The sequence below is a fragment of the Pannonibacter anstelovis genome (assembly GCF_036881715.1).
Lineage (GTDB): Bacteria > Pseudomonadota > Alphaproteobacteria > Rhizobiales > Stappiaceae > Pannonibacter > Pannonibacter anstelovis.
Map to the genome: position 1 here is coordinate 131,048 of NZ_JBAKBF010000010.1, position 21,112 is coordinate 152,159.

Annotated in this window: 16 protein-coding genes; 9 read left to right on the forward strand and 7 right to left on the reverse strand. The window is 64.4% G+C overall.

Annotation, left to right across the window (positions count from 1 at the left end; genetic code table 11):
- The first annotated feature begins 79 nt into the window (after positions 1–79).
- From V6L75_RS15850 to V6L75_RS15870, 5 genes are all read left to right on the forward strand, one after another.
- Positions 80–1,426, forward strand: coding sequence for an NAD(P)/FAD-dependent oxidoreductase (locus V6L75_RS15850; RefSeq protein ID WP_334252460.1), 1,347 nt, complete (start codon positions 80–82; stop codon positions 1,424–1,426).
- Between the two features lie 13 nt (positions 1,427–1,439).
- Positions 1,440–1,793: a DUF5368 domain-containing protein gene (locus tag V6L75_RS15855; protein WP_334252461.1), complete on the forward strand. Its 354-nt coding sequence runs from the start codon at positions 1,440–1,442 to the stop codon at positions 1,791–1,793.
- 129 nt (positions 1,794–1,922) lie between these two features.
- The gene (locus V6L75_RS15860) at positions 1,923–2,939 is read left to right on the forward strand and encodes a cytochrome-c peroxidase (RefSeq protein ID WP_334252506.1); all 1,017 of its coding nucleotides are present in this window, start codon (positions 1,923–1,925) and stop codon (positions 2,937–2,939) included.
- A 327-nt stretch (positions 2,940–3,266) separates the two neighbouring features.
- Positions 3,267–3,653 carry a hypothetical protein gene (locus V6L75_RS15865; RefSeq protein ID WP_334252462.1) on the forward strand — a complete coding sequence of 129 codons (387 nt, stop codon included), beginning with the start codon at positions 3,267–3,269 and terminating at the stop codon, positions 3,651–3,653.
- 109 nt (positions 3,654–3,762) lie between these two features.
- Positions 3,763–5,271, forward strand: coding sequence for a multicopper oxidase family protein (locus V6L75_RS15870; protein WP_334252463.1), 1,509 nt, complete (start codon positions 3,763–3,765; stop codon positions 5,269–5,271).
- 187 nt (positions 5,272–5,458) lie between these two features.
- Here V6L75_RS15870 and V6L75_RS15875 read toward each other — a convergent pair whose 3' ends face one another.
- Both V6L75_RS15875 and V6L75_RS15880 read right to left on the reverse strand, forming a co-directional pair.
- Positions 5,459–8,896 (reverse strand): autotransporter domain-containing protein, encoded by a 3,438-nt coding sequence (locus V6L75_RS15875; RefSeq protein ID WP_334252464.1) that lies wholly within the window; start codon positions 8,894–8,896, stop codon positions 5,459–5,461.
- Positions 8,897–9,274: 378 nt separating this feature from the next.
- Positions 9,275–10,999, reverse strand: coding sequence for an ABC transporter ATP-binding protein (locus V6L75_RS15880; protein ID WP_334252465.1), 1,725 nt, complete (start codon positions 10,997–10,999; stop codon positions 9,275–9,277).
- 377 nt (positions 11,000–11,376) lie between these two features.
- On the opposite strand from V6L75_RS15880, the gene V6L75_RS15885 reads away from it, so the two are divergent.
- Together V6L75_RS15885 and V6L75_RS15890 are read left to right on the forward strand one after the other, a co-directional pair.
- Entirely contained in the window at positions 11,377–12,213 is an 837-nt protein-coding gene (locus V6L75_RS15885; protein ID WP_334252466.1) for an ATP-binding cassette domain-containing protein, read from the forward strand.
- A gap of 374 nt (positions 12,214–12,587) precedes the next feature.
- Positions 12,588–13,052, forward strand: coding sequence for a nucleotidyltransferase domain-containing protein (locus tag V6L75_RS15890; RefSeq protein ID WP_334252467.1), 465 nt, complete (start codon positions 12,588–12,590; stop codon positions 13,050–13,052).
- Here the strand turns inward: V6L75_RS15890 and V6L75_RS15895 are convergent, their stop codons facing one another.
- The gene (locus tag V6L75_RS15895; protein ID WP_334252468.1) at positions 13,053–13,913 is read right to left on the reverse strand and encodes an AraC family transcriptional regulator; all 861 of its coding nucleotides are present in this window, start codon (positions 13,911–13,913) and stop codon (positions 13,053–13,055) included. It abuts the gene before it with no gap.
- 71 nt (positions 13,914–13,984) lie between these two features.
- Here V6L75_RS15895 and V6L75_RS15900 point away from each other — a divergent pair, with 71 nt between their 5' ends.
- Complete coding sequence (locus V6L75_RS15900) at positions 13,985–15,400, forward strand: SLC13 family permease (RefSeq protein ID WP_334252469.1); 1,416 nt, start codon at positions 13,985–13,987, stop codon at positions 15,398–15,400.
- A gap of 46 nt (positions 15,401–15,446) precedes the next feature.
- Here the strand turns inward: V6L75_RS15900 and V6L75_RS15905 are convergent, their stop codons facing one another.
- From V6L75_RS15905 to V6L75_RS15920, 4 genes are all read right to left on the reverse strand, one after another.
- A complete protein-coding gene (locus V6L75_RS15905) occupies positions 15,447–16,331 on the reverse strand; it encodes an aminoglycoside phosphotransferase family protein (RefSeq protein ID WP_334252470.1) in 885 nt (294 codons plus the stop codon).
- 17 nt (positions 16,332–16,348) lie between these two features.
- Positions 16,349–17,566 carry a chromate efflux transporter gene (gene chrA / locus V6L75_RS15910; protein ID WP_334252471.1) on the reverse strand — a complete coding sequence of 406 codons (1,218 nt, stop codon included), beginning with the start codon at positions 17,564–17,566 and terminating at the stop codon, positions 16,349–16,351.
- A gap of 123 nt (positions 17,567–17,689) precedes the next feature.
- A complete protein-coding gene (locus tag V6L75_RS15915; protein WP_334252472.1) occupies positions 17,690–18,067 on the reverse strand; it encodes a nuclear transport factor 2 family protein in 378 nt (125 codons plus the stop codon).
- A gap of 266 nt (positions 18,068–18,333) precedes the next feature.
- On the reverse strand, positions 18,334–18,837 hold the full coding sequence (locus tag V6L75_RS15920; RefSeq protein WP_334252473.1) for a helix-turn-helix domain-containing protein: 504 nt from the start codon (positions 18,835–18,837) through the stop codon (positions 18,334–18,336).
- Positions 18,838–19,296: 459 nt separating this feature from the next.
- Between V6L75_RS15920 and V6L75_RS15925 the strand changes: the two genes are divergently transcribed.
- Positions 19,297–21,075 (forward strand): ShlB/FhaC/HecB family hemolysin secretion/activation protein, encoded by a 1,779-nt coding sequence (locus V6L75_RS15925; protein ID WP_334252474.1) that lies wholly within the window; start codon positions 19,297–19,299, stop codon positions 21,073–21,075.
- The last annotated feature ends 37 nt before the right edge of the window (positions 21,076–21,112 follow it).

Here is a 21,112-nt window from a genome sequence, read left to right on the forward strand (position 1 = left end):
AACAAGCCCGTGCGGCGTACGAGCAGTTTCAAGGCGTGATGCGCCTGCCTCTCAGACGCCTTGGTAAAAAGGGGGGAACATGAAAGAAAACAATTACTTCGCACTGAGCCGCCGTGGCTTCATGGGACTGGCGGGCGCCGCTGGTGCCACAGCCGTTCTGGCCGCGCCCGGCAAGGCGCAGCCGGTCAGCACCAAGGCCCGCATCGTCATCATCGGTGCAGGTGCTGGGGGCACTGCCCTCGCCAACCGGCTGGTGGAGCGGCTGAACGGCGCCAGCATCACCCTCATCGACGCCCGCGCCGAGCATATCTACCAGCCGGGCCTGTCGCTCGTCGCCGCCGGGCTGAAGCCAGCTTCCTACACGGTTTCGCGCACCAGCGACTGGCTGCCGAAGGGCATCACCCTGATCACGGACACGGCCGCTGCCGTTGATCCGCTGTCGAAGGTGGTCTCCACCACCGGCGGGCAGACTGTTGCCTATGACTTCCTCGTCCTCGCCCCCGGCCTGACGCTGGATCACGATGCCATCGAAGGCTTTTCGCTGGATCTCGTCGGCAAGGACGGCATCGGCGCGCTCTATGCCGGGCCGGACTATGCGGCGCGCACATGGGCGGCCGCCTCCGCCTTCACCGAGAAGGGCGGCATCGGCCTGTTCACCCGTCCGGCGACGGAAATGAAATGCGCCGGTGCGCCGCTGAAGCACACGTTCCTGATTGACGACATCGCCAGCCGGGGCGCAGGCCGCGGCAAGTATGAAATCCACTATGCGGCCCAGAACAACGCCCTCTTCTCCGTGCCCATCGTCTCGGAAAAGGTGCGCATGCTGTTCGGTGAACGCGGCTTCAAGACCCATTACAGCCATGTGCTGAAGGCGGTGGACCCTGCCCGCAAGCTGGCCACCTTCAACGTCACCGCGAAAGATCCGGCGACGGGCCTGGATGTGACCTCGCAGCAGGAGCTGCCCTATGACTACCTGCATGTGATCCCGCCGCAGCGGGCGCCGCAGTTCATCCGCTCCTCCGGCCTGTCCTGGGCGGACAAGTGGACGGATCAGGGCTGGGTGGAATGCGACCAGAAAACCCTGCGCCACCTGCGTTTTCCGGAGATCTTCGCCCTTGGCGACGTGGCCGGTGTGCCGAAGGGCAAGACGGCGGCTTCCGTGAAGTGGCAGACGCCCGTGGTGGAGGACCATCTGGTCGCCGCCATTGCCGGCAAGGAAGGCACCGCCATCTATGAAGGCTACACCTCCTGCCCGCTGATCACCCGCGTTGGCCGGGCCATGCTGGTGGAGTTCGACTATCAGAACAACCTCGTCCCCTCCTTCCCCGGCATCATCGCGCCGCTGGAGGAACTGTGGATCAGCTGGCTGATGAAGGAAGTGGCGCTGAAGGCAACCTACAACGCCATGCTGCGCGGCAAGGCCTGAGGGAGGAGACATCATGAAGGACCTGACGTTTGAAACCCTCATCGCCGTCTTTGAGGAAATCTTCGGGGGCGGCCTGTTCTGGGCGATGGTCATCGTGGCCGGTCTCGTCACCGCTGCCTATCTCTACGTGCTGATCCGCGACCGGGCGCTTTCCATGCGCAAGTTCCTCTGGGCACAGGTTTCCATGCCCTTTGGCGCGGTGGCGGCGGTCTGGTTCGTGCTCAGCGTCACCCATTCGCACCTGCGCGACATGGGCGGGCCGGTGGACCTCATCGTCCTGCTCGGCGTCGCCGTGCTCGGCGCCGTCGGTGCGGCCATTCTCGTCTACACCGCCCAGTCGCTGATCCGGGGCGAAGGCGCACGGTGAGGAAAAGCTGTTTGGAATCGCTCCAGAATTGACTGAGGTCAAACAGGACTGCGTGGCGTCAACGTAGCCTGTTTCTGGAGGGGTTCCAAACTGCGGAGAATAATGATGACGCGTAGTTTACCCGCCGCCATGCTCGCCATGGCGCTGCTGTCCGGCGCAGCTTATGCCGATGACTTGCGGCAGACGGCGCTGGAAATCTTCAAGCCCCTGCCCTCCACCATTCCGGCGCTGAAAGACAATATCGTCACGCCGGAGAAGATCGAACTCGGCAAGGCGCTGTTCTTTGATCCGCGCCTGTCGGCCTCGGGGGTCTTCTCCTGCTACTCCTGCCACAATCTGGCGACGGGCGGCGATGACAACATGGAAACCTCGGTCGGCCACGGCTGGCAGAAGGGCCCGCGCAACTCCCCCACCGTGCTGAATGCGGTGCTCAACGAGGCCCAGTTCTGGGATGGCCGCGCCGAAGATCTGGCCGCACAGGCCAAGGGGCCGATCCAGGCCGGGGTTGAAATGGCCAACACCCCCGATCAGGTGGTGGCGACGCTGAACTCCATGCCCGCCTATGTCAGCCAGTTCAAGGCCGCCTTCCCCGGCGATGGCGATGCTGTCAGCTTCGACAATATGGCCAAGGCCATCGAGGCCTTTGAAGCGACGCTGATCACCCCTGCCCCCTTTGATGCCTGGCTGAACGGCGATGACAACGCCCTGACGCAGGAAGCCAAAGCCGGGCTGCAGCTCTTCATCGACAAGGGCTGCTCGGCCTGCCATTCGGGCGTCAATGTGGGCGGAAACGGCTACTATCCCTTCGGCCTGATCGAGAAGCCGGGTTCGGAAATCCTGCCCGCCGGAGACAAGGGCCGCTTTGCCGTGACCGAAACGGCGGGCGATGAATATGTCTTCCGCGCCTCGCCGCTGCGCAACATTGCCCTGACCGCGCCCTACTTCCATTCGGGCAAGGTCTGGGATCTGCCGGTGGCGGTCGAGATCATGGCCGAAAGCCAGCTCGGCGAAGCGCTGAAGCCGGAAGAAACGGCGCAGCTCGTCGCCTTCCTCGGCAGCCTCACCGGCAAGCAGCCCGAGGTGACTGTGCCGGTCCTTCCGGCAGAAACACCCGCAACGCCGCGTCCGGTGACCGAAATCCGCTGATTAACGGTTGATTAACCATAACTTTCTGCACCAGAAGGCGTCCGGCCCGCCGGGCGCCTTGAGTCCGATGACAAAGCAAGAGTTCTCCTCTTTCGTCATGGTCGGGCTTGTCCCGGCCATCTGCAAGCCTTTGATTTATATAGATCCTCGGCACAAGGCCGAGGATGACGATGGAGAGGCCGAAGGTTTGTCAGAAGTCTGGAGCGCCAGGCCCGCCGGGCCCTTGAGTTTTTTCCCTGCAGGGCTCCGGATGGCACGGCACGGTCCACGGCATCGTGAAGACCTGCGTGCTGGACTTTGCCCCTGCCCCTGCCCTATCGTACTGCCATGTCCCGCTTGCTGATGAACCTGCTTCTTACTGCCGCACTGGTGCTGTCGCCACTGGTGGCACTGGCTCATGGCATGCCGCAGGCTGGCCAGCAGCTGGGCCAGAAGATGGGCCAGCATCACCAGATGGCCATGGCGGCCATGGACCATGCGCAGGCAGGGCATACGGGCCCGCATCACGGCGCGGCAGATGCCGCAGCTGATGATCCGGCCAGCCTTGCCGCCTGCGCCAGCGTTTGCCTTCTGCTCGCCTCCTTCGCCCTTCTGGCCCAGCCTGCGGCCCTGCCCTCTGCGCCCGTGCAAACGCATGAGGGCGCATCCGTGCATCTCCCCTCCCCCACCAGCGCCGCGCCGCCGCTGCAACCGCCCCGCGCCTTCTCCGCCTGAAACCTGAACCCTTGATGCGGATGCGCAAGCCCTGAAAGGCGCCGCACCGCATCGGTTCCCGCTTTTTTTCCACCGGCCAGGATGCCACGCATCCTGCGGAGAGATACTCATGATCACGACAAGACGTGCCCTGTTGCAGGGCGGAGCCGCCCTTGCGGCCTGTGCAATGCTGCCTGCCAGCCCGATCCTTGCGGCCACACAAACCGGCACAAGCTCCCTCTCCTTGCGAGCGGTCAAGCGCACGCTGGAGGTGAAGGGCCGTGCCGCCACGGTGCTCGGGCTGGAGGGGCCGTCCGGCCCCGGCCTGACGCTGGACGCCGGCCAGCGGTTTCAGGTGAACCTGACCAACGGGCTGGACGAGCCAACCCTGATCCACTGGCACGGCCAGATCCCGCCCAACGAGCAGGACGGCGTGCCGGACATGCCGCTTCCCGCGCTGCAGCCGGGCGAGAACCGCGCCTATGACTTTGCCCCGCGCACGGGCACCTTCTGGATGCACAGCCACATCCCCTTTCAGGAGATGCAGCTTCTGGCCGCCCCGCTGATCGTGCGCAGCGCGGCAGAAATGCAGGAGGACCGGCAGGACGTGGTCATGCTGCTGCATGACTTTTCCTTCAAGAGCCCGGAAGAAGTGATGGCCGCCATCGGTGCGGGACATGGCGGCGGACATGGTGGTGCAAACGGGCATGGGCACGGGCACGGCGGCCATGGTGCGGCCGCGGCGGGCCACAGCGCCCACGCCGGGCACGCGGCGGCAAACGGGCAGGGCGGAATGGACATGTCCGGCGCGCAGATGGCGGGCATGGACCTCAACGACCATGACTGGGACGCCTATCTCGCCAATGACCGGACGCTGGACGACCCGCAGGTGGTGCAGGTGGAGAAGGGCGGACGGGTGCGGCTGCGCATCATCAACGCCTCTGCCGCAACCGTGTTCTGGATCGAAACCGGCGCACTGGCCGGACAGCTCACCGCCGTGGACGGCGATCCGGTGCAGCCGCTTGCGGGCAGCCGCTTCGGCATTGCCATGGGCCAGCGCCTCGACATCGAGCTGGACCTGCCCGCCACAGCAGGAAACTGGCCCATCCTCGCCCGGCGGGAAGGCGCGCGGGAGCAGACGGGGCTGATCCTTGCCACGGCAGGCGCCAGCGTCAGCAAGCTGCCGGATATGACGGACACTCCTGCCCCCGCCTTCGATACGGATCTTTCACAGGAGAGCCGTCTGCGCGCTGCTCACCCCCTGCCGCAGCGCCCGGCGGACCGGCAGATGATGGTGATGCTGGGCGGCACGATGCAGCCCTATGTCTGGACCATCAACGGCGCCGTCTGGGGTGAGCATCAGCCACTGGAAGCCGTCAGCGGGGAGAGGGTGGAAATTACCTTCCACAACATGTCGATGATGGGTCACCCGATGCATCTGCACGGCCACGTGTTCCAGGTGGTGGCGGTCAACGGCCAGCGGCTCTCCGGCGCACTGCGCGACACGGTCTACGTGCCGCCCATGGCGATGGTGACGGTGGCGCTGGATGCCGGCGAGGCGGCGCGCTGGATGCTCCACTGCCACCACATGCCGCATCTGGTGACCGGCATGATGACGGAGTTTCAGATCCGCACCTGAAGCGGGAAGGGCAGGGGGAGAGGCACTCTCTCCCCCAAAACTTCGCAATTGCGAAGCTGGGCGGGCAGGGAGCTGCACAACAGGGCCACACGGCAGCAGCGCCTCACTTTCTCAAGCCATTTCAATGAGAAACGCCGGCGGATATCAGGTCCGCCGGCGTTTTTGTTTCAAGGAATTGCAGGTCGCTTCAGAACCTCAGGCGGAAATCGGCCTTCACTCCGTTCTCTGACGAGCCCTTGGCGAACTCGCCCGTGTAGGTGAGGCCAAGGCTGGCGCGGCGGCCCAGATCAAGGCTTGCCCCTGCCTCTACAACAGCTGCATCCCGCGCGGTGGAAGAGCCGGAAACGGAGAAGACCGATCCGCCCGCCAGCGCATGCTCCGTTGTTCCGGAGAGGCTGCCATAGGCGTGTTTCCAGCTGGCCCCGGCGTTGATCCGCAAGGTGCCGATGCTGGTGACGAAGGGGTGCGAGGCACGCAAGCCCAGTGCCGAGAACACCGTATTGCGGTCCGTGGCATTGCCCGACAGACGGGCAGCGCCACCTGTTTCCTGATAGGCATCCGTGTGCGCGCGGGTGTAGGACACCCCGGCGAAAGGCTCCAGGCTGGTGGCTGTTGGCAGCGCGAAGGCATAGCCTATTTCGCCGAAGGCCTCGAATGTGCGGGCGTCATAGGAGGCTGCCAGCTGGTCGGAGAATGTGCCGAAGGCGACGGAGCGGCGTGTCTCCAGCTGGTGCCAGGTGTGCATCACGCCCGTGCGCAGCCGCACCGGCCCCCAGGCATTGGCGCCATAAGCACCCAGGGAATAGTTGTTGCTGGTGCCGCGCGACTGGCCGCCCGGCGTCTTGAAAACGGACCGGCCATAGCCCGCCACCATGCCGAGCCGCCAGCTGCCCGCCAGCGCATCCGCGCCCGCAACGAAGCCCCCGGCACGGGACGACAGGTCCGCAGCGCCATTGCCACCGTCCAGCTCACCGGCCTGACCATAGGCACTGCTCCAGACGCTGAGGCCGGTGTCAACCGCCGCCTCTGCACCTGCGCCAGCACCAGCGCCCAGCACCGGGTCGAACACTTGCGCGGCCGTGCTGCGCGGCTCCTCAGCATAGCCCAGAGGCTGGACGGCAGGCGCAACCGGGCTCGCGGAGATGATGCCGCGCATGCGCCGCTCCAGAATGCCGATGATCTGGCCCGTCGCCCCCTGCACCGCCACCTGTCCGGAGGCATAGACGTCTCCGGACAGCACCTCGAGCGCCTGGCGCGCTTCCTCATTGGTGCGCAGCACGAGCAGGCTGTTGCGCAGCTCGCCAGACGCCGGAATGGCGGCAGCCACAGCCTGCTGGTTGCCAGTGGCCGCCGCAGCAGCCAGATCTGCCGTCTTGTTCAGCCGGATATAGGCGTTTTGCGCATCGCTTCTTGTTTCAAGCTGCAGAAAAGCGGAGAAGGCCTCGGTAAACCGGCCGCTGACGCCCTCTGTTGCGCTCAGCACGAGATAATCATGGTCGAGTTTCACGCCGTCGAGGCTGGACGCCGAAACTTTCGCCCCCGTCTCGATTATGGCCTTGCCAGTCACTTCCACCCGGTCGGCCTCACCGGCCGCGTTGATATCCAGCGCCAGCACAGAGCCCGAGGCGAGGGTCAGCGTGCCGCCCGAGACGGATACCACATCTCCCGTTCCGCCATCGGCCATGGAAAGCAGCCCATGGTTCACGAAAGTCCCGATCCCGGTAAAGCCCGTGCGCTCGCCGCGCGAGGCGTCCAGCGCAGCGATGATCTGTCCGCCAGCCAGGTTGGTCAGCGTGTCATTGCCCGCGCCGAGCGCAACGGCATTCACTGCCGTTCCGGCATTGTCCCAGTCACGCAAACGCCAGACACCGGCATTGGTAACCACATCATCGCCGCTGCCGCCGGACACGCTGCCCAGAAGCGTGCCGGAGTTCGCAAGGCGCAAGGCGCCGGTGGCCGGCGAGACAGCAAAGCCTTCGGGCGAGCCGGGCAGGGCACCGACCACGGCCCCTTCCAGCACGCGAACGTCCAGCAGGCTCGTACCATTGGCGCTGATGGCCGCCGATGCGCCGGAGACAGTACCGCGGACGGTCAGCTCTGCCTCTCCGGTGGACCCGAGATAGATGCCGATTGTTTTCGCCTCGACGGTGTTCACATCAAGGACAGCATTGGCGGTTCCGTAATGGAGAATACCGTAAGAGGTTGATCCAGTGGCTGAAATTGTTCCAGAACTGGTGAGCCTGGTCGTGCCCTGACCGTTGTTGGTGATATAGACGCCGTAGCCCTGGGCACTGACCTGGCCAAGATTGATGTCCGTGCCGGTGGAGGCAGTCCGCTGAACAACCCGGATCCCGGTGGACCCTGCGGCAGTGGCAACAATCGGACCGGCCGCATTGAGCCGGACGGCTCCGGCGCCGCTGTTATCGATATAGACGCCGTAGAGAGCACTCGACACGGAGGCGAGATTGAGGTCGACCGCCCCGGCATTTGCCCCCTGATTGACCAGAACGCCTGTCGAGTTCGCCCCTGAAACGGTGACCGGTCCGGTTGCGGTGAAACTGGTGGCCCCGCGCCCGTCATTGCCGAGATAGGCGCCATAGAGGGTGGCGGAGAGGCTGGTGACGCTGATGTCGAGCGCACCAGCATTGCCGGTCATGCTGGTCCCCACCGCCGTGCTGTTTGCCGAAGCAGCCGTGATGCTGCCGGAAGCTGACAGAACCGTTGCGCCGGTGCCTGAGCCGAAGAGATAGGCGCCATAATTGCCGCCCTGCACGGACGCGAGAGACAGCGTGGAGGTGCCTGACCCGCTGTGCATGTAATTGACACCGGCATTGTCGGCTGCGCCCTGCACCAGGCCCGTGACAGTGATGCTGGCCGTCCCCGATCCGCCGAAGGCGCGGATGCCGTCCGATGTGCCCCCGGAAGCCCCGGCTGCGGAAAGCGTGAGGGTGGAGCCGCCACGGGCATCGGCATAAATGCCTGTCGCCTGGCCGGAGACGGTTCCTGCCACGTTGATGGTCATGGTCCCGTTGCCGCTGTTGGAAGAGCCGGACAGGAAGGCGCGGATGCCGGTGTGCGTGGCGCTGGAGACATTCCCGCCGATATCAAGGTTCAGCGACGATCCCGCGCGCGTTATATTGGCATCGATGGCGGTTTGACTGCGCCCGATCACGTCACCCGTCGTCGTGATCGAAACCGTTCCAAAGCCGGCGTAAGAACCTGCGGAGATGCCACCATAGGCAGCGTCGATCGTGCCGGCTGTCAGCGTCATGCCCGTTGCTGCCGCGCTGCCGCTGATCTGGACGCCGAAGCTGTTGCTGCCGGTGCTTGTTGTCGTGACGTTGCCAAGCTGCACGGTCAGGGAGCCAGCCCCCAGATTGGAGGCCAGCACACCCGTGCCCGAGGACAGAATGTTTCCGGCCGTGCTGATGAAAAGCGAGGAAGTGCCATCACCGGACAAGGCATTTGCGGTTGCCACAAGGCCTCTGCCGCCTGTGGTGGTCAGGTTGGAGCTGTTTGCATCCGTGTAGCTGACCGCCCCCCAGCCGGAAATAGACAGGGCATCGCCCGTTGCAGTGTTCACCGAAAAGCCCGGCATCGTGGCAATCTGCAGGCCGGGGTCCATATCCAGAATTGTTACGCCAGAGGTGAGGCTGCCGGAACAGCTGTAGACATTGCCTCCGCCATCAACACAGGCAGCACCCGCTGAAGTTGAGCTGAGGCATGAAACCATTGCAACAGAAAGCCAGACGGCATTTCTTTCGGAAAACTGAAATTTCATGTTGAAGTCCGGACTGCAGGTTTTGGTGGCAGGACCTCATCATTATCATAAATTTAACCGCTGAAAATCTCTGAATATTCAACGCCTGTCCAAAGTTTGCATCTATTGAACGGCAACCTTGCTCACACGAGCCAGTTTAGACTCATTTTTATTATTGTTTATCGATAGCTCTGGCGGGATGACAGGGAGATGGGAAGGCAATGCCCTGTCTCCGCTTTTCCCCTATTGCGCCAGCCGCAGCCGGGCGTAGCGGCTGCCTTCGCGGGCCAGCAGTTCAGCTTCGCTGCCCTCCTCGATAATGCGGCCCTGTTCCACCACGAAGACACGGTCAGCGCCTGCGATGGTGGCCAGACGGTGGGCGATGATCAGTGTGGTGCGGCCGGTGGAAAGCTCGGCCAGCGACTGCTGGATGGCCTTTTCCGTCTCCGTGTCCAGGGCGGAGGTTGCCTCGTCGAGGATGAGGATGGGCGGGTTCTTGAGGAAGATCCGGGCGATGGCCAGCCGCTGCTTCTGCCCGCCGGACAGTTTCACGCCGCGTTCGCCGATCACCGTGTCGAGCCCGGCCGGCAGGCCTTCCACCAGTTCATCCAGCCTGGCCCGGCGCACCGCCTCGCGGATGTCCGCCTCGCTCGCATCAAGGCGGCCATAGGCGATGTTCTCGCGGATGGTTCCGGCAAAAAGGAACACGTCCTGCTGCACGATGCCGATGTTGGAGCGCAGCGACTTCAGCGTCAGATCGCGGATATCGGTGCCGTCGATGGAAATGGCACCGCCGGTCACATCATAAAAGCGCGGCAGCAGGGAGCAGATGGTCGTCTTGCCCGCGCCCGAAGAGCCGACGAAGGCCACCGTCTCGCCCGCATTGATGGAGAAGGAGATGCCATTGAGGAGCGGCGCATCCGCCTTGTAGCCGAACTGCACATCCTTGTAGGCGATATCGCCGTTGAGCCGCCCCACGGCACGGGCTGCCGGACGGTCGGCAATATCCGGCTTGACGGCAAGGAAGGAAAGATAGCGCTGGAAGCCGGCGATGCCTTTCGGATAGGTCTCGATGACGGAGTTGATCTTCTCCACCGGGCGGAAGAACACGTTGACCAGAAGCAGGAATCCGACAAAGCCGCCCGCACTCAGCTCGCCGCGCACCACGAACCAGGAGCCCGCCAGCATCACCACCACCTGCACGAAGCGCATGGACAGGTAGGACAGGGACATCGATGCAGCCATCACCTTGTAGGCGGCAAGCTTGGTGTCGCGGTAATTGGTGTTGCTCGTTGCGAAGAGCTCCCGCTCATGGTCCTCGTTGGCAAAAGCCTGCACCACACGGATGCCGCCGACATTTTCCTCGATCCGGGCGTTGAAATCCGCCACCCGGCCATAGAGCGCGTGCCAGGTGGAAGTCATGCGGCTGCCGAAATGCGTCGTCACCCAGGCGGTGACTGGCACGACAATACCGGTGATCAGCGCCAGTTCCAGATGAACATGCAGCATCAGGACAAAGGCGCCGGTCAGCGTCATCAGGGCGATGAACAGATCTTCCGGGCCATGGTGAGCCACCTCACCGATTTCCTCCAGATCCTTGGTGAGCCGGGCGACGAGATGGCCGGTCTTCTGATTGTCGAAATAGCCGAAGGAGAGTTTCTGCAAGTGGTCGAAGGCCTTGCGGCGCATCTCCGTTTCGATGGCGATGCCCAGCATGTGGCCCCAATAGGTCACGACGGCCTGAAGCCCCGCATTGCAGAAGTAGATCGCCATCAGCCCCAGAACCGCCAGCGCGATGAGGCCGAGCTGGCCCGTCGGCAGCAGCCGGTCGATGAACAGCGTCACCGCCAGCGGAAAGGCCAGCTCCAGCATGCCGGACGCAACGGCGCTGCCGAAATCCAGCGCGAAAAGGCCCTTGTGCGGCTTGTAATAGGCGGCAAAGCGCCGGATCAGATCGGATTTCGTCATGGAACTTCAGGGCTTTACGGGCAGGACAGGGGAGGAGGGAGGAGAAAAGTTCTCTCCTTTTGCCGCAGCGCTCCTCTCCCCCCTTGAGGGGGAGATGTCAGCGCAAGCTGACAGAGGGGGGTGGAAGCGCTTCAGCACGGCGGGAACTCTCTTGATAACGGACAGCCAGATACCCCCCTCTGCCCCCTGCCGGGGGCATCTCCCCCTCAAGGGGGGAGAGAAGTTGGGGCCTGGCTGGCCTTCCGAGGTAAACACCGCCCCGGCGAAGGGCAGGGGAGGCAGGACAGCGGGGCGGGAAGGACGCTTGACCTTTCCGGCCTGATCCGCGAAACATGAAAACAGTACTCCAGTTTGACCAGTAACGGAATCCGGGTTTCATGTCCATGTCCGCCAGCGCCCTCAAGGCTGACGCAGCGCCGTCCCCCGGCTTTTCGCTGGCCCCGGCCTTCTCTCTGGAAAATGTCAGCTTCCGCCTCAGGGACAAGGTGCTGTTGCAGCCGCTGGATCTGGAGCTGCCGGCGGGCAAATCCATCGCGCTCATCGGGCATAACGGCTCGGGCAAATCCACGCTGCTGAAGCTGCTTGGCCGCCAGCAGGAGGCCGCCAGCGGCACCATCCGCTTCCAGGGCGGGGTCTTGAGCGGCTGGAACGCCCGCGCCTTTGCCCGCAAGCTCGCCTATCTGCCGCAGCACACGCCGGTGGCCCCCGGCATGCTGGTGCGCGAGCTGGTGGCCCTTGGCCGCTATCCCTGGCATGGCGCTCTTGGCCGCTTTGGCGCCGCCGACAAGGCCAAGGTGGAAGAGGCGCTGGCCCGCACCGGCATGGAGCCTTTCGCGGACCGGCTGGTGGACACGCTGTCGGGCGGCGAACGCCAGCGCGCATGGATCGCCATGATGGTGGCGCAGGATGCAGACTGCCTGCTGCTGGACGAGCCGATTTCCGCGCTCGATATCGGCCACCAGCTGGACGTGCTGGGCCTGATCCGCGATCTGGTGCGCGACAAGGGGCTGACGGCGATCACCGTGCTGCATGACATCAACATGGCCGCCCGCTTCTGCGACCACATCGTGGCGCTGCATTCGGGGCGGAAGATCCTTGAGGGCAGCCCGGCAGACATCATGACCAGCGAGGCGCTGCGGCGCATCTACAACGTCGACATGGACGTCCTGCCCGCCGCTTCAGCCTCCGGCCACCCGGTGGCACTGGTACGCTGAGCCTGCGGGCAGGCGGGTTTTGCTTTGACGCCGGAAAGGCAAGCCGTTTCAAAGCCTTGCCTCTCTGGGTGAGGCCTCTCGTTTCCCCTCCCCCTTGAGGGGAGGGGGCGGCAGGCGTCCTTGCGAAAAGCAAACGCCTCATTGCGGGCAGTTTCCAGATCTGATGTGTGAATCCGGCAGCTCAAAAGGAAAGAGGGCGAGCGGCTCAAGCGCTTGCGCAAATCCACCACTGCGTGCCGCCTCCCCTCTCGACAGCGGGCAGGGGAGGGGCCTATTGTGCGTTTGTGCACAAACTGGTTTTCTCCAGTTTCCTCAACGCACAAGCCTTCTCTAAACGGGGTGCGTCCGCATCCTGAGCTCACGGATTGCCATATATGACAGACGGATCTGAAAAGACCGCCTTTCTTTCCGCGCGCGTGCCGGTCAGCCTGAGAAACAGATTCAAGGCCGTTGCGGCACAGCGGGGGCTCAAGGTGCAGGAGCTTCTGAACGAGCTGCTCACCCGCTACACGGAAGGGCTGGACCGGCGCGAGCCTTCTGCGGCGGAGATCCTCCATCTCCTGCGCGCCCAGAAGGAGCGGCTGATGCGCCTCGGCCTTCAGCATCTCTATCTCACCGGCGCGCTGGCCCGGGGCGAGCCATCCACCGGACAGGAAGTCAGCCTCTCCTATGAGCTGGACCCGCAGGCGGGCCTGTCCCTGCTCAGCATCGGCCGGGTGGGCGACATCATCACCGCCTCCCTGCCGGACGACCTGAAGGTCACGCTCGTTCCCCGCAAGAAAACCGCCACCTCATCCACCTATGCCAGCAGCACGGATGACGAAATCCGCGTCTTCTGATCACTCCCCGTCCGGCTGGTCCGCCGCAGGCATGCCCCTTGCCAGAAAGCTCTGGGGCGGGGTGCCGAAGTAGCTGCGGAAGGCGGCGGAGAAGGCGCTGGCGCTGCCATAGCCCAGCCGGTGGGCAATTTCCGTGCTGCTGTGGCCGCGGTTGAGCAGCTCCAGCGCGGACAGCAGCCGCAAGCGGCTGCGCCATTGCCGGAAGGTGAGCCCGGTTTCCCCATGGAACAGGCGCTCCAGCGTACGGATGCTGGCCCCTGCCATAGTGCCAAGCTCTGCCAGAGACCGGCCATCCCCCGGATTGGCCACCAGATGCCGCGTCACCCGCAGCAGGCGCGGATCGTGGCCGCCGGGCAGATGCAGCGGGGCTTCGGCAAGGGCCGTGATCTCATCCAGCGCAAGCGCGCAAAGCCGCTGGTGCGCGCTGTCCTTTCCTTCATGTCCTTCCGGTCCCTCCGGCCCGCCCATGCTGCACAGCCGCAGGATGATCTCGCGCATCAGCCCCGTCATCAGCCGCACGCTGCAGGCGGAGCCGGAGAGGGCCGGGCGGCCCTCAAGGGCGCTGGGGTCCACATAGAGATTGCGGATTTCCACTTCCGTTTCCGAGAGCGTGTGATGCGGCACGCCGCCGGGAACCCAGACCGCATGCGAGGGCGGCACGATCCACACCCCGTCCGCGCTGAACACCCTGAGAACGCCGCGCATGCCCCACAGAAGCTGGCTGCGGGGGTGGCTGTGCGGCGCAACGGCCCAGCCGGGCGCCAGCCTCTCGCTGCGGGCCAGCACCGGCCGCTCCGGGTCGATCACGAAGGCGGTGGGGGAGGGGGCGGCATTTGGCGTGTCAGCGACATCAATTGGCATGATGATAGTCTAACGCATTGCACCGGGGAAGGCTAGTTTGGCGGCCCCGCACCAGATCAGGATATACATCCGTGACCAACCCAATTCCCGTGCGCAAGGCGCTCGCCTTTGGCCTCATCGCCATTTCGCTGCTCATTGCCCTGTTTCCGCCTGCGCCCCTGAGCCCGGTTCAGGGGCAGACGCTGGCCATCATCCTTGTCACCCTCGGGCTCTGGGCCACCAGCCTCGTGCCCAACTATCTGGCGGCGCTGATCTTCTTCGCTGCCGCACTAATCCTGAAACTCGCCCCTGCACCGCTGGTGTTTTCCGGCTTTTCCTCGGCCGCCATCTGGCTGATCGTCTCCGGCTTCGTCATCGGCAGCGCCATCAGCCTGTCGGGGCTGGGCGACAAGCTGGCCGCTGCCCTCGCGCCGATGCTGACCGGCAGCTATCTGCGCCTCATCGGCGGGTTGATGCTGATCGCCATGTTCCTCGGTTTCCTGATGCCGTCCTCCGTCGGACGCGCCGTGGCGCTGATACCCGCAGGCATGGCCCTGGCCGCCCGCTGCGGCTTTGAACCGGGCTCCAATGGCCGCGCCGGCATCGCGGTGGTGCTGGCCATCGGCTGCAACATGCCGAGCTTTGCCATCCTGCCGTCCAACATTCCCAACATGGTCCTGTCCGGCGCCGCCGAAACCATCTACGGCACGCATTTCAGCTATGTCGATTATCTGCTGCTGCACTATCCGGTGCTGGGCATCGTCAAGTCGGCGCTGATCGTGTTTCTGGTGCTGAAGCTCTTCCCCGCAAGGATCAGCCGGGCCTCCGGCCAGATGCCCGATGCCGCCCCGCAGAAGCCTGAAGCCGAAGGCGCGGCCACCGCGCGGCTGAAAACCTCGGTCATCCTGATGATCACACTGGGCTTCTGGGCAACTGACAGCCTGCATGGCGTCAACCCGGCCTGGATCGGCCTCGTCACGGCCATCGTCCTGCTGCTGCCCGCAATAGGCGTCGTTTCAGGACCGGCCTTCAAGGCCTCCTCCGACTTTGGCACGGTGCTGTTCGTTGCCGGTGCGCTGGCGGTGGGCACGCTGGTCAACCAGTCTGGTCTGGGCACGCTGATCGGCGAGGGGCTGCGGGCGGTCCTGCCTCTGTCGCCCGCAGACAATCCGGGGCAGGGCCTCGTCAACTTCCTGTCGCTGACGCTGATGAGCTTCGGCACCAGTCTCATTGCCACGGTTCCCAGCGCCCCGGCGGTGCTGACGCCCATGGCGCAGGACCTTGCAGCGGCCAGCGGCTTCAGCCTCGATGCGGTGCTGATGACACAGGTGCCAGGCTTCTCCACCGTGCTGATGCCCTATCAGGTGGCGCCGCTGATCATCGCCATGCAGATGTCGGGCGAGCGGCTGTCACATGTGACCCGCCTGCTCCTGCCGCTGACCGCCATCACCCTGCTGCTGCTCCTGCCGCTCGATTACCTGTGGTGGCGGCTGCTGGGCTGGGTGTAGGCCCGCGGCGCCGGAGCCTTTTCAGGGCATGATGTGCAACGCTGGATCAGAGCAGCAGCCCGAGACGGGACAGGGTGAGGCGGCATTGGCGGCAAAGCGGCTCGTTCCGGCCGCCCCGGTAATAGCTGAGGGCAATGACGGCGCCGTAAAGCGCCCAGGCCTTGCCGCGCAGCCAGGCGCCCTCGTCCAGCTCCAGCGTCTGGCGGAAGGCATCGCGCGCGGCAGGGTCCACCCAGGACCAGGCGGTGGCATAATCGGCAGCCGGGTCGCCCACAGCCGAAAGGCCCCAGTCGATCACGCCGGAGAGCTGTCCGCCGATGGTCAGCAAATTGTCCGCCTTCAGGTCCCCATGCAGCCACACAGCCGGTCCCTCGAAAGGCACCGCCAGCGCGCTGTCCCACAGCGCCACCGCTGCCGTGGCATCAACCTCGTCCCGCACCATTTCGATTGCCGGAAAGGTCTGCGCGGACATATCCGCAAGCGGGATGCCCCGCAGCTTGTTCACCGGCCCGGCCAGCGGCGCGCCCTCAACGGGCTTGCGGTGCAGCGCCTTCAGGAACCCGGCCAGCGACACCGCTGCGTCCGTCACGCTGGCAATGTTCTGCGGCGTGGCAACCTCGCCCTCCATCCAGTCAAATATGCCGAATTCGCAGCCCATCTCAGGCCCGGCATGCCCGCGATGGCGCAGCCGGGGAATGGTGAGGGGCAGGGGGGCGAGATGCGGCAGCCAGTCAAGCTCCTTCGTCACCAGTTCCACTGCGGACCGGCGCCGGGGGATACGCAGCACCAGATCCTCCCCGATCCGGTACAGCGCATTGTCGGTTCCCGTGGAGGCAACCCGTGAGAGCGGCAGCTGCGCCCATTGCGGTGCCTGCCGGGCCAGCAGCGCATGGATGAGGGCATCCGTGACGGGAAGATCATCAGCATGCATCGGCTTGTCCTTATCTCTCAGGCCAGAACCGCCAGCACCGCGCCGCCCGCCGCTGCCAGCACAACGGCGGCGAAGGGCGGGGCCTTGAAGGCCACGAGCAGCACGAAACAGGCCAGCGCAAGGGTGAAATCCGGCAGGCCGCCGATGGCGCTGGTGAAGACGGGCGTATAGAGCGCGGCGCCCAGAATGCCCACCACGGCGGCATTGGCCCCCTGCATCAGCGATTGCGCCGGGGCGAGGGTGCGGAACCGGTCCCAGAAGGGCAGGGCGCCCACCAGCAGCAGGAAGCCGGGCAGAAACACGAAGACAAGCGCCAGCGCCGCCCCGGCAAGGCCATTGGGCGCAGGCCCCAGCACCGCGCCGAGATAGGCCGCAAAGGTGAAAAGCGGCCCCGGCATCGCCTGCACCGCGCCATAACCGGCGAGGAAAGCGTCCGGCGTCACCCAGCCGGGCTGCACCACTTCGGCCTCCAGCAGCGGCAGCACCACATGGCCGCCGCCGAAGACCAGCGCCCCGGCGCGGTAGAAACTGTCCATCACCGCAAGGCTCTGGCCTTGCCCGGCCAGCAGCGGCAGCAGCACCAGCAGCGAGGCAAAGACGGCCAGCGCGGCAAGGGCCACGCCCCGTGTGACGGGCAGGGGGGCAGGCGGGGCGGCGGCTGCCCCTTGCCCCCGGCCCAGCACCAGACCGGCACTGGCCCCGAGCAGGATTGCTGCCACCATCCCCAAAGCGCCGGGCAAAAGGGCGAGCATGGCGACAGCGCCAACGGCAATGGCCGCGCGCTCCTTGTCCGGGCAGAGGTTTTTCGCCATGCCCCAGACCGCCTGCGCCACAATGGCCACGGCAACGATCTTCAGCCCGTGCAGCGCGCCGGTGCCCAAGGGACCGGACATGCGCGCCGCCGTCATGGCAAAGAGGAAGAGCACCAGCGCCGAGGGCAGGGTGAAGGCGGTGAAGGCAGCAAAAGCCCCCAGCCACCCGGCCCGCATCATCCCCAGCGCAAAGCCCGCCTGACTGGAGGCAGGCCCCGGCAGAAACTGGCACAGCGCCACAAGATCCGCATAGGCCCGGTCCGTCAGCCAGCCGCGCCGCGTCACCAGCTCATCGCGGAAATAGCCAAGATGGGCAATGGGCCCGCCGAAGGACGTGAGCCCCAGCTTCAGGAAAACCCTGAACACCTCTCCAGCCGTCCCCTCCGGCCTTGCAGCCTCTTGCGTTCCCTCTCCGCTGCTCATCGCCCGCCGGTCTCTCCTCAAGAGTGTCAGGTGCCCAGTAACCGTAGCCGTGTGACGGCTGCGTGACGAGGGGCCTCGTAAGCGCAAAGCTGGAAAGAGCCGCAGCAGCGGCGGCACCAGACCTCAACTTTCATCGACGATGCTGATGATCTTTCCGTCTTCGACGCGGAAGGCGGATGCGCCTGAGAACGCGAGCTTCTGGCCGGCCTTCCACCCGTTCGGCAGGTCGGTTGCCACAACCGCCGTGTAGTCGATCTCCGCCAGTGTGGTGCCCGCCACGGTGATCGCGTTCACGACCTTCTGGTGCCGGGTCTCGAATGCGGAAGCGCCGAACCTCGCCATCTGCGCAAAGCTCTGCTTGTCCCTTGCCTCAGCCGTCACCTCACCGCCGGAGATGTTCTGAAAGACCACGTTCCCGGCGAGGCACATCAGCATGCCCTCGACGTCCTTGCGGTTATAGGCATCAATGTAGGTTTCGATCGGATCAGGCAGACGTCTCATCAATCGCGCTCCGGCAAGAGTCCCAGCTCCGGTCCTCTACCACAGCCGCCTGACGGTTTCACGGCGTTCCGTCCGCTTGGGCATCCCTTCACATTGCGTGCCGGTCTCCCCTCAAGATTGTCTGGCGCCCAGTAAGAACAACCCTGTGAAAGCTGCATGACGAGGGAAATCTCGCGAGACCCGGCTGACTGGTTCGCCTTGCAAACAAGGTCAAGGGGCCAGCCAATCCCGTTCACTCAGCACATAGCTGGGTGTGGTCCTTGTAGTCATTCATCATCCAACATCGTGTAGGTAATGCGCAACGTACCATCCGAAATATGCGATGGCGCATAACGCTCCGCTGTCGTCAGGATGATGTGCAAAATGCCGCTGATCGCCTTCGCAAACTCATCGTCAGTATTAAAACTCGTACGATAGTGATCGTCTATAGCGTTAAGTTCTATTACACATAGGAAGTCTTCGCCCAAATAACGCATGCGCATTGTTGCGACGCGGTTGAAGCGATCAATCCGAACATTGGTAATATATTCAAGCTTTCGCTCGCGAAATCGAACACCAACGCCCTTCTCACCATCCTCAGGGATGAACTCAACACCCGCAGCAAACATGCAATCTCTGATGGAGCGCAGGTTATTAGTTAGCGGCTGCCTTGCACTGGATTCAAAATCCGCAATCGTGGCTCGGGACACCTCCGCATTCGCCGCAAGCTGATCTTGTGTCCAATTCAGCAGGCTACGGGCGGCGCGGCATTGGGCAGCAGTGATGTTCATGACGATTCCTTTGACTTAAATCTAGAAACATAATGAAATATGTTATGCATTTTGTCAAATGTTACTCATTATTACCCACCTCCTTTCACCTAATTTGGTTCATTGGGAATTACCCACCACCTAAATGGAGGCGACGTTCGATCTCAAGTACGTCAATGCCTTCCTTCCAACGTTGACATTGACCAGAGTCAGACGGACGGGAAGTGTCGCATCTCTAACTGGGCCCAAGTTTGTCTGGCTGCTACACAGATTTATCGCGTAATCTATCTTATGGAACTTTTTTTGTGCTGAAAGAGCCAGTTCACGCGCGGTGCCCGGCATTATCATCCCCACAAACACGGCAATTTTGCTGATACATGCAAAATTTGGACATGCAAGCCATGAGTGTTTCAGGCATGTTCGGTGAACAGGCGTCAGACATGGTCTGGCTGCCCGGTCCGGGACGGGGATCTTCTGCTTGTGACGATTTGGGGAACACTGACGGAACGGCGCGCCGGGCGGCGGGGTGTGCCGCGGCCTCTGGCGGCGGCGGCGCTGGTGGCTGCAATGGGCGGCGCGGGCATGCCTGCGGTGGCGCAGGATGCGGGCAGTCTGTTGCGCGAGCAGCAGAGGCGGCTGGATATGCAGCGCACCCTGCCGGGCATGGATGCGGACGCGGCGGCGCAGACCCCGCAAGGGCGGCCAGTCACCGCTTCGGACGAAGGCCAGACCATCCTTGTCACCGGCCTGCGCTTTACCGGCCGCGCGGACCTTCTGCCGCCCGCCAGTCAGGCTTCCATCATTGCGGCCGGGAAAGGCAAGCGGCTTGGCATCGGCGGCATTCAGGCGCTGGCCAGCCAGACGACGGCGGCATTGCAGGTGCAAGGCCATCTTCTCGCCCGCGCCATCCTGCCGCCGCAGGACATCACCGAAGGGGTGATCACCATCGAGATCCTGCAAGGCCGGCTGGAGGAGGCAAGCTTCGAGCGGGCAGAGGGCATGCGGGCGTCCGAAGCGCGGCTGCGCGCCATTCTGGAGCAGGAAACGGCGGGGGATGATCTGACGCAGGCGCAGCTGGAAAGCGCCCTGCTGCGGATGAATGCGCATCCCGGCGTCACCGCAAGAGCGCGGCTGATGCCCGGCTCGGCCCCCGGCACCACACGGCTTGTGATCGATACCACACAGGACCCGCTGCTCTCGGGCAGCCTGTCCGCCGACAATTTCGGCTCCTGGTCCACGGGGCGGATACAGGGCACCGGCACGGCGCTGCTCACGGATGCGACCGGTTACGGCGACCTCAGCCGCGTCACGCTGTCGGGCTCGGAAGGCCAGCGCTTCGGGTCGCTTTCAGCCAGTGTGCCGCTCTGGGCGTCCCCCTTCACGCTCAGCGCCAGCTATGGCCACCTGACCTATCGCAACGTGGATGACACCGGCCGCCTGCTGGGACTGAAGGGCAAGGCGGATTTCGCCGGGGCAACGCTGGATTATGCGCTCGTCACCACCCGCAGGCTTTCCGTCTCCACCTCGGCCGGGGTCAACTGGAAGTCGCTGGTGGATGACAGCCGCGCCGGGCGGCTTTCGGACAAGCAGTCCGTCTCGGGCACCTTTGGTGTCTCGGGTGAAGCGCGCGACGGGTTTTTCGGCGGCGGCCTGACGGCCCTGTCGCTGAGCTGGACCACCGGCACGCTGGATCTCTCCGGCGAGCCTTCGGCAGAGGCGGCAGACCGGGCGGGGCTGCGCACCGCCGGGGCCTTCAACAAGGTCAATGCGAGCCTGGCGCGGGTGCAGAAGCTGCAAGGGGCCTTCTCGTTCTTTGCCCGCGGCTATGGCCAGCTTGCCGGTGGAAATCTGGACTCGTCCGAGGAATTTTCGCTCGGCGGGCCCTATGCGGTGCGCGCCTATCCGGTGGGCGAAGGGCGCGGCGACATGGGCGTGCTGGGCAGCGTGGAGCTGCGCTACGACCTGCCGGTGAATGCCAGATATGGCAACGTGCAACTGGCCGCCTTTGCCGATGCCGGACAGGTGGTGGTGAACCGCTTCGAGCGCGGCATTCCGCTCGCCAATGCCTGCGCCTGCAACAGCTATGGCGTTGGTGGTGCGGGGCTTTATGCCCGCTGGACACGCGAGAACCTGAATGTTTCCGCCACCTGGGCCCATGCCATCGGGGACAACCCAGGCCGCAGTCCGGCAGACGGCAGCAACACGGACGGAAAGTCCCTGAACAATCAATTCTGGCTGACGGGGGCCATCCGCTTCTGAGGCGGTTGAACCCTTCTCACGCCAGCGCGGCAAAAGA

What these genes read in the sequence shown, in the direction of transcription:
- V6L75_RS15850 (WP_334252460.1), top strand. Translation starts at nt 80, where the DNA reads ATGAAAGAAAACAATTACTTCGCACTGAGCCGCCGTGGCTTCATGGGA.
- V6L75_RS15855 (WP_334252461.1), top strand. Translation starts at nt 1,440, where the DNA reads ATGAAGGACCTGACGTTTGAAACCCTCATCGCCGTCTTTGAGGAAATC.
- V6L75_RS15860 (WP_334252506.1), top strand. Translation starts at nt 1,923, where the DNA reads ATGCTCGCCATGGCGCTGCTGTCCGGCGCAGCTTATGCCGATGACTTG.
- V6L75_RS15865 (WP_334252462.1), top strand. Translation starts at nt 3,267, where the DNA reads ATGTCCCGCTTGCTGATGAACCTGCTTCTTACTGCCGCACTGGTGCTG.
- V6L75_RS15870 (WP_334252463.1), top strand. Translation starts at nt 3,763, where the DNA reads ATGATCACGACAAGACGTGCCCTGTTGCAGGGCGGAGCCGCCCTTGCG.
- V6L75_RS15875 (WP_334252464.1), bottom strand. Translation starts at nt 8,896, where the DNA reads ATGGACCCCGGCCTGCAGATTGCCACGATGCCGGGCTTTTCGGTGAAC.
- V6L75_RS15880 (WP_334252465.1), bottom strand. Translation starts at nt 10,999, where the DNA reads ATGACGAAATCCGATCTGATCCGGCGCTTTGCCGCCTATTACAAGCCG.
- V6L75_RS15885 (WP_334252466.1), top strand. Translation starts at nt 11,377, where the DNA reads ATGTCCATGTCCGCCAGCGCCCTCAAGGCTGACGCAGCGCCGTCCCCC.
- V6L75_RS15890 (WP_334252467.1), top strand. Translation starts at nt 12,588, where the DNA reads ATGACAGACGGATCTGAAAAGACCGCCTTTCTTTCCGCGCGCGTGCCG.
- V6L75_RS15895 (WP_334252468.1), bottom strand. Translation starts at nt 13,913, where the DNA reads ATGCCAATTGATGTCGCTGACACGCCAAATGCCGCCCCCTCCCCCACC.
- V6L75_RS15905 (WP_334252470.1), bottom strand. Translation starts at nt 16,331, where the DNA reads ATGCATGCTGATGATCTTCCCGTCACGGATGCCCTCATCCATGCGCTG.
- chrA (WP_334252471.1), bottom strand. Translation starts at nt 17,566, where the DNA reads ATGAGCAGCGGAGAGGGAACGCAAGAGGCTGCAAGGCCGGAGGGGACG.
- V6L75_RS15915 (WP_334252472.1), bottom strand. Translation starts at nt 18,067, where the DNA reads ATGAGACGTCTGCCTGATCCGATCGAAACCTACATTGATGCCTATAAC.
- V6L75_RS15920 (WP_334252473.1), bottom strand. Translation starts at nt 18,837, where the DNA reads ATGAACATCACTGCTGCCCAATGCCGCGCCGCCCGTAGCCTGCTGAAT.